At 40.3% G+C, this 6,351-nt stretch carries 7 protein-coding genes; 4 read left to right on the forward strand and 3 right to left on the reverse strand.

The genetic code is table 11. From position 1 onward, the window contains the following. Nucleotides 1-65: 65 nt before the first annotated feature. On the reverse strand, nt 66-1,010 hold the full coding sequence (tig, locus tag HMPREF0373_RS04270) for a trigger factor (RefSeq protein WP_021738391.1): 945 nt from the start codon (nt 1,008-1,010) through the stop codon (nt 66-68). A 339-nt stretch (nt 1,011-1,349) separates the two neighbouring features. On the opposite strand from tig, the gene HMPREF0373_RS04275 reads away from it, so the two are divergent. The 4 genes from HMPREF0373_RS04275 to HMPREF0373_RS04290 all read left to right on the forward strand — a co-directional run bounded on the left by HMPREF0373_RS04275 (nt 1,350) and on the right by HMPREF0373_RS04290 (nt 3,671). Continuing rightward, complete coding sequence (locus HMPREF0373_RS04275; RefSeq protein WP_022035583.1) at nt 1,350-1,727, forward strand: GntR family transcriptional regulator; 378 nt, start codon at nt 1,350-1,352, stop codon at nt 1,725-1,727. Further along, entirely contained in the window at nt 1,717-2,415 is a 699-nt protein-coding gene (locus tag HMPREF0373_RS04280) for an ABC transporter ATP-binding protein (RefSeq protein ID WP_021738394.1), read from the forward strand. The genes HMPREF0373_RS04275 and HMPREF0373_RS04280 overlap by 11 nt, the downstream gene beginning before the upstream one ends. Continuing rightward, nucleotides 2,409-3,251 carry a hypothetical protein gene (locus HMPREF0373_RS04285; protein ID WP_021738395.1) on the forward strand — a complete coding sequence of 281 codons (843 nt, stop codon included), beginning with the start codon at nt 2,409-2,411 and terminating at the stop codon, nt 3,249-3,251. The genes HMPREF0373_RS04280 and HMPREF0373_RS04285 overlap by 7 nt, the downstream gene beginning before the upstream one ends. A 102-nt stretch (nt 3,252-3,353) precedes the next feature. Beyond that, entirely contained in the window at nt 3,354-3,671 is a 318-nt protein-coding gene (locus tag HMPREF0373_RS04290; RefSeq protein WP_044962908.1) for a YbjQ family protein, read from the forward strand. 170 nt (nt 3,672-3,841) lie between these two features. Here the strand turns inward: HMPREF0373_RS04290 and HMPREF0373_RS04295 are convergent, their stop codons facing one another. Together HMPREF0373_RS04295 and HMPREF0373_RS04300 are read right to left on the reverse strand one after the other, a co-directional pair. Beyond that, the gene (locus HMPREF0373_RS04295; protein ID WP_021738397.1) at nt 3,842-4,699 is read right to left on the reverse strand and encodes a DegV family protein; all 858 of its coding nucleotides are present in this window, start codon (nt 4,697-4,699) and stop codon (nt 3,842-3,844) included. A 1,290-nt stretch (nt 4,700-5,989) separates the two neighbouring features. Then, nucleotides 5,990-6,247: a TIGR03905 family TSCPD domain-containing protein gene (locus tag HMPREF0373_RS04300; protein WP_022035578.1), complete on the reverse strand. Its 258-nt coding sequence runs from the start codon at nt 6,245-6,247 to the stop codon at nt 5,990-5,992. Nucleotides 6,248-6,351: the final 104 nt, after the last annotated feature.

Below are 6,351 nucleotides of genomic sequence, written 5' to 3' on the forward strand. Positions count from 1 at the left end.
GAAGAACTCAGATTAGTGATGAAGGGCGTCTTAGCCCAAAGCACTCATCTGAGTTCCTCTCCTCTCTACCTATCGTAAATCACGCTGTCCAATATGAAGGCCATCGTTTTATCCATCGTAAGCTGATCGGCGATATTCTCCACATCTTCCTCTTCCAATGTCTCTACGAATTCCTCCGGATCTTCATCCTCCTCTATTGCAATTGCCCGAAGCTCCTCAGCCAGCTCTTCCTGCGTGATGCTGATTTTTTCTGCAGCAGCAACGGCATGGAGTACACTCTGTGCCTGAATTGTTTTAATAGCTTCCTGCTCTTTGTCAGCATAGATTTCATCTTCGGTATGACCGGAACGCTTGCAGTAAAGTTCCAGTGGGATCTGATTCATTTCCAGTTCATCCAGAAAGTCATCATAATAAATCTGTGTTATTTCTTCCTTCATGTCATCATCAATCGGGATATCAGAATCGGCAATGATTTTTGTCATTACTTCCCGGGTCAATTTTTCCTGTACCGAAGTTTTTCGCCGAGCCTGCAGATGGGAAAAAATTTCATTTTCCCATTCATTCAGTGTTGTATATTCAGAAAAATCCTTTGCAAACTCATCATCAATCGGCTGATAGTCCATCAGACGGATTTTTTTTAATGTTGTGTGGAATACAACGGAGCGGTTCTGCATAGTGCTGATGCGGTAATCTGTCGGGAATGTAACATTGATATCAAAGGTATCACCGATATTTTTTCCAATCAGAGCGTCATCAAATTCCGGTAAAAAAGCTTTGGCACCGATGGTCAGTGCAAAATCAGAACCGTTTCCATGCGGGATGTCCTGTCCATGATACATGCCTTGAAAATCAAGGATTACCTGATCGCCTTCCTGTGCACTGCGGTCATCAATGTTTGTGGCAACGGCATATTCCTTTTGTTTCTTTTTTAAAACGTTCAGGACTTCGTGTTTGGTCACTTCCGTATTTGGGCGTGTCATATGAATGCCCTTGTATTTTCCTAATCTCATAAGAGTAAACCCTCCATGTTATTTTTATGTATTCTTGAAATTTTTTAAATGTGTCATTCCAGTATAACTATTTACGAAACGATGTACTGGCTATATTTCTGAAATACTGTTTTCGTAAGTAAGTGGCGGAATCCGATTGCAAATGCCCACCACATTGTTGAATAAAGATATCATAGCACAGAAGTGACAGCACCGTATAGCAATATTATAAAAATTCTTTTTTTCTATTGACAAAATGATTCATAAGTATTATTGTATTAATCAAGTAATACAACAGTACAATAATACAAACGATGCATAGAGATACACAGAGAAACAAAGAAAGGATGGAGAATGGATATGGCGTGGAATTTTGTAAATGACAAATCAATCTATCTTCAGCTGGTTGATATTATTCAAAACAGAATAGCAACCGGATATTATGCACCGGGCAGCAAGCTTGCATCGGTGCGGGATCTTGCCAGTGAGGCGGAGGTGAATCCGAATACAATGCAGAAGGCCCTGGCAGAGCTGGAGCGGATGGGACTGGTTCATTCGCAGAGAACAAGTGGAAGGTTTGTGACAGATGATGAAGGGAGAATTCAGAAAATGAAACGTGAGACAGCAAGGGAAACCATACAGACATTTTTACAGCAGATGAAAAATATGGGGTTTGAAAAAGAGGAAATTATAGATTTGATCCGAGAGGACAAGGAGGGAGCGTGTCATGAGCAGTAGACTGGAATGTAAGAATCTGACAAAAGATTATGGAAATGTAATGGCTTTGAGTGATGTGAATCTGACGTTAGAAAGTGGCAGAATCGTAGGATTACTTGGACCGAATGGAAGCGGAAAGACCACATTGATCAAACTGGCAAATGGTCTGCTTCAGCCCACATCCGGAGAAATTTTGTTAAACGGTTTGAAACCGGGGCCGGAGACAAAAGCATTCGTTTCTTATCTGCCGGATGCAAATTATCTGCCGGACTGGATGAATGTGGAAGCACTGGTAGGAATGTTTGACGATTTTTATGCAGACTTTGACCGGAAGAAAGCGGAGGAAATGTTAAAACAGTTGAATTTACGGGAGAAAGACCGGCTAAAAACATTATCCAAGGGTAATAAAGAAAAAGTACAGCTGATACTGGCGATGAGCTGGAATGCAGAAATCTATTTTCTGGATGAGCCAATCGGCGGTGTAGACCCGGCGGCAAGAGATTATATTTTAAATACTATCATTCGGAATTATTCTGAAGATGCACTGGTCGTAATGTCTACACATTTGATTTCAGACATTGAGCGTGTACTGGACGAGGCAGTATTTATCAATCGGGGCAATATTGTTTTTCATCGCAGTGTGGATGAAATTCGTGAAACAGAACATAAATCAGTAGATGAGTTGTTCAGGGAGGTATTCAGATGTTAGGAAAATTATTGAAGTATGAGTTGAAATCGACCAGCAGGCTGATGGGTGTGCTGTATCTGGCTGTTTTGATCGTGGCAGCGATAGTTGGATTCCTTGCCAGAGGAACTATCTGGCAGGCGACACAGGGGAATGCAATTGCAGTTGTAGTCAGCGGCCTGATCTATACACTATTGATCATGACACTGATGATCGTGACGGTTGTTATGATCCTTCAGCGATTTTATAAAAATCTGCTGAAAGGAGAAGGTTATCTGATGCATACCCTTCCGGTTCCTACATGGATGCTGGTTGCATCTAAAACCATCAGTTCTCTGATCTGGGTTTTGCTGAGTATCATAACATTGATCGTATCTGTGTTTGTACTTGCGCTGACCAGTGTGGCTGGCAGTGGAAATCTGTTTGCACTTGACTGGTGTTCCCTTCCATGGGGAGATTTCTTCAAATTTTTTCAGGAAAGTGCGGGAGAAATCATTCTGACCATTGTAACTGCGGTGATTCAGATTGTTCGTATCATTCTGCTGGTTTATACGGCTATGGCAATCGGTGCTGCTGCAAAGAGACATAAAGTGTTTTACAGTGTGCTGACCTTTATCGTAATTCTGATTATTATTGCGATTATCGGTACGCTGACAAACTTTAATCTGATTGAGATGCTCAACGGTTCCATGGCAGTGGATAATGCCGGTATCGGAGTTCATGCTGATGCAGGAAAAGGTATGGTCGTAGCCGGATATGTCAAACTTCTGGCGGGACAGTGCATCACCGATGCCATTTACAGTGTCATCTTCTTCTTTGTGACGACATGGTTTTTGAAAAATAAATTAAATTTGGAGTAAAAATGACATATTTCATACACCCTATGATATAATGAGCGTAAGTGAGCCAGAAGCGTGCTTGCACGGTTATGGGGAGCGGCGAAAAATGGGAGGAACAGGCTTATGGTATTAGTAAACACAGATTATATATCAGGAAAAGAACTGGAGATGCTTGGAATGGTAAAAGGAAGTACCATTCAGTGCAAAAATATTGGCAGAGATATCGGTGCAAGCTTCAAAAATCTGGTAGGCGGAGAAATGAAAGCCTATACCGAGATGATGAACGAAGCAAGAGATCTGGCGATTCAGCGTATGGTAGAAGAAGCCGAAGGACTTGGTGCAGACGCAGTGGTAAATATTCGTTTTGCGACATCAGCTATCATCCAGGGAGCGGCCGAAGTCATTGCATACGGTACGGCTGTCAAATTCGCAAATAAGTAAAAAGAGAAAGCAGACAAAGCGGATTGCGAATGTCTGCTTTACAAAAGAATGACCATAATGTAAAGAAAAAACCCCATATTTTTCATCAGAGTAAGGCGTTTTAGCCTGCGAGATGAAAAATATGGGATTTTTTGAATGGAATTTATCTTTTAAAAAACATGTAAAAAATCTTATTCACAACATCCGGCAAGTCCGATTGCTCCCGGACCGCTATGGCAGCTGATAACACATCCGGTCATGACATATTCATAGCTTTCAAAGCCGAAGCGGATTGCATTTTCTTTCATCCGGTCAAGGGCAACCTGGGAAAGTCCTTTGGAATACATCAGATACAGACATTTTCTGGAAACATCATGTTTCGCAAGATATTCTTCCATATAGGTATCCACAAATTTTTCAATAGAGCCGCGGTATTTCTTGGAGGCAAGAAGTTGTCCGTCCACGATCTCGATCAGTGGTTTCAGACGGAGCAGTGTAGCACCCAGGTATGCAGCATTGGACACTCGTCCGCCAGCTTTCAGATAGTCCAGATTTCCCGGAATGAAGGAACAGAAGACTTTCTTGTTCCAGGATTCGATTTCATCAGCCAATGCTTTATAGTCGGTGACAGTATCTTTTTTCGCCTGAACGATCTCATATGTTTTTGCAAGATGTGCCGTACAGCCACCGGATACGTTTCTTGTATCGATCAGATAGATATCCTCAAATTCGCGGATAGCAATCTCTGCATTCTGATAAGTAGAAGATGCCAGCGAGGAATAAGCCAGATGCATAATAACGCAGTCCGGATGCTCTTCGCGGATTTGTGTGAAGAAATCAATGTATTCGCCGACATTTACCGCAGAAGTTGTCGGGATTTTTTTTGTCTCATTATGGTATTCGTAAATTTTATCTACGCTGATGGTTCCGTCAGCATAGGAAGTGCCATCCATGACGATATGCATGGGAATGACTTTTATATCGTATTTTTTTACAAGGTTTTCCGGAAGATCGGAGCCACTTTCAGTGGAAATAATAATCTCTCTCATTTCAGTTGTATACCTTTCTTGTTGTCTGTTAAAACGACAACATCTAGTTTTCGATACTAGATTACACCTATAAGAGAAGTGTGTCAATAGAAATCAGGGAAAGGTAACCGGAGGATCTGCGAACAGTAACGTGTATGATGTAAAAGAAGGAGTATTTTTGAAGATGAGCAGAAAGGGAGTAGAAGAGGGAAGGAAATGCAAAAAGCAGGCATTGGTACAGTTATTTACGAAACACGGTACTAGTACAGCGATTTCTAAATAAGTACCACATATAACTTGTCTATTTTCACAATTGCGCAATTCCAAAAGCCTCGGCGTAGCCCGCTACGCCTGCATTTTTGGAATCACACACTTGTAAAAACATCCTGCGTTCTATATGCTACTTATTTCAGAAACACTGTACTAGAAAAGGCTACATCAATACTGTTTTTACAGATATCAATGTAGCCTTAATAACATATACTCTCCAAGGGATTTTTCCTCCTTAATCTTTCGATATGTCTCGTTATACAATTTTTTGATTCAATTTTCTTTTGAGCCTTTCCCGTTACGTTTTCAAATCTCCTTCTATCATGACCTTTTAAATCCGATTCATATCTGAACGTTGCCATCTGAACCTTGATTTTTTGATTTACTATGGTATCTGTCATGTATTCAATTCTGGTATCAGGAAAAACTGCTGATTACTTTAATCTCTGGTGGACTGTACCTCCAACTATGTATTCTAAGATTAAATTAATTCATTTACCTGTCCATTGGTCTGTTCTCCGTTTCAAGAATTTAAATTATGAAAAGAAAATAACTATTTCATTGGACTGTACCTCGTTTTCAAAAATTTAAATGATGAAAGATGAATAATTATCTCATTGGACCATACCTCGTTTTCGAAAAATTAAATTGATGGAAAACGAATAACTATTTCATTGGACTGTACCTCTTTCGTTATAATAAATGAAGATAAAATTTAAATGTAGATTGGACCGTACCTCCTATGCTTAGTATCGTTTTTTGAAGTTTAAATTATGTTTCCGGTGGACTGTACCTCTCTTTCTTTAATTTTGTAAGAACTGTAAGTTCTTTATTTGTTGTACTCAATATAACAGATAAAACATGATATGTCAATAGAAAAGTGAAAAAATATTTTAAATAAATAAGAATAGGCAGAAATGAGTGAGATGCAATGCCGAATTATCAGATAATTGCGGCCGATAGAGAAAGAAAAAGCATCTGTACATGGAACACAGAGATACAGATGCTTCGAATCCTTTTTCTTTATTAGTCATGCATCAGCTATGCATTCTGTGCTTCCAGGGCAGCACGACAGGCTTTTGCCAGCTGATCTCCGCAGGAAGTAGGACGTCCGGAACAGGAGATGCCGGAAAGCTTTTCTTCTACCTGCTCAACCGTCAGACCCTGCACCAGTTTTGGGATGGCTTTCAGATTACCGTTGCATCCGCCGGTAAATTTGACATCCTTTACAATATGTCCATCCAGCTCAACTTCGATCATTGTGGAACAGGTGCCTTTTGTTTTGTATAAATAACTCATGATAAAATCCTCCTTTTGTGTTTGTGTGTGCTCAGAATTCTTTATAGATTTCGAGCGTGCATGTTTCTTCCATGTTTTATCTCAGTCGAGAAGACTCCCACTTC

The sequence above is a fragment of the Eubacterium ramulus ATCC 29099 genome (genome assembly GCF_000469345.1).
GTDB classification, from domain to species: domain Bacteria; phylum Bacillota; class Clostridia; order Lachnospirales; family Lachnospiraceae; genus Eubacterium_I; species Eubacterium_I ramulus.

Bases quoted from the DNA above. Each gene is read 5' to 3' on its own strand.
- HMPREF0373_RS04295 (WP_021738397.1), bottom strand. From the start codon at position 4,699: ATGAGAGAGATTATTATTTCCACTGAAAGTGGCTCCGATCTTCCGGAA.
- HMPREF0373_RS04285 (WP_021738395.1), top strand. From the start codon at position 2,409: ATGTTAGGAAAATTATTGAAGTATGAGTTGAAATCGACCAGCAGGCTG.
- HMPREF0373_RS04300 (WP_022035578.1), bottom strand. From the start codon at position 6,247: ATGAGTTATTTATACAAAACAAAAGGCACCTGTTCCACAATGATCGAA.
- tig (WP_021738391.1), bottom strand. From the start codon at position 1,010: ATGAGATTAGGAAAATACAAGGGCATTCATATGACACGCCCAAATACG.
- HMPREF0373_RS04290 (WP_044962908.1), top strand. From the start codon at position 3,354: ATGGTATTAGTAAACACAGATTATATATCAGGAAAAGAACTGGAGATG.
- HMPREF0373_RS04280 (WP_021738394.1), top strand. From the start codon at position 1,717: ATGAGCAGTAGACTGGAATGTAAGAATCTGACAAAAGATTATGGAAAT.
- HMPREF0373_RS04275 (WP_022035583.1), top strand. From the start codon at position 1,350: ATGGCGTGGAATTTTGTAAATGACAAATCAATCTATCTTCAGCTGGTT.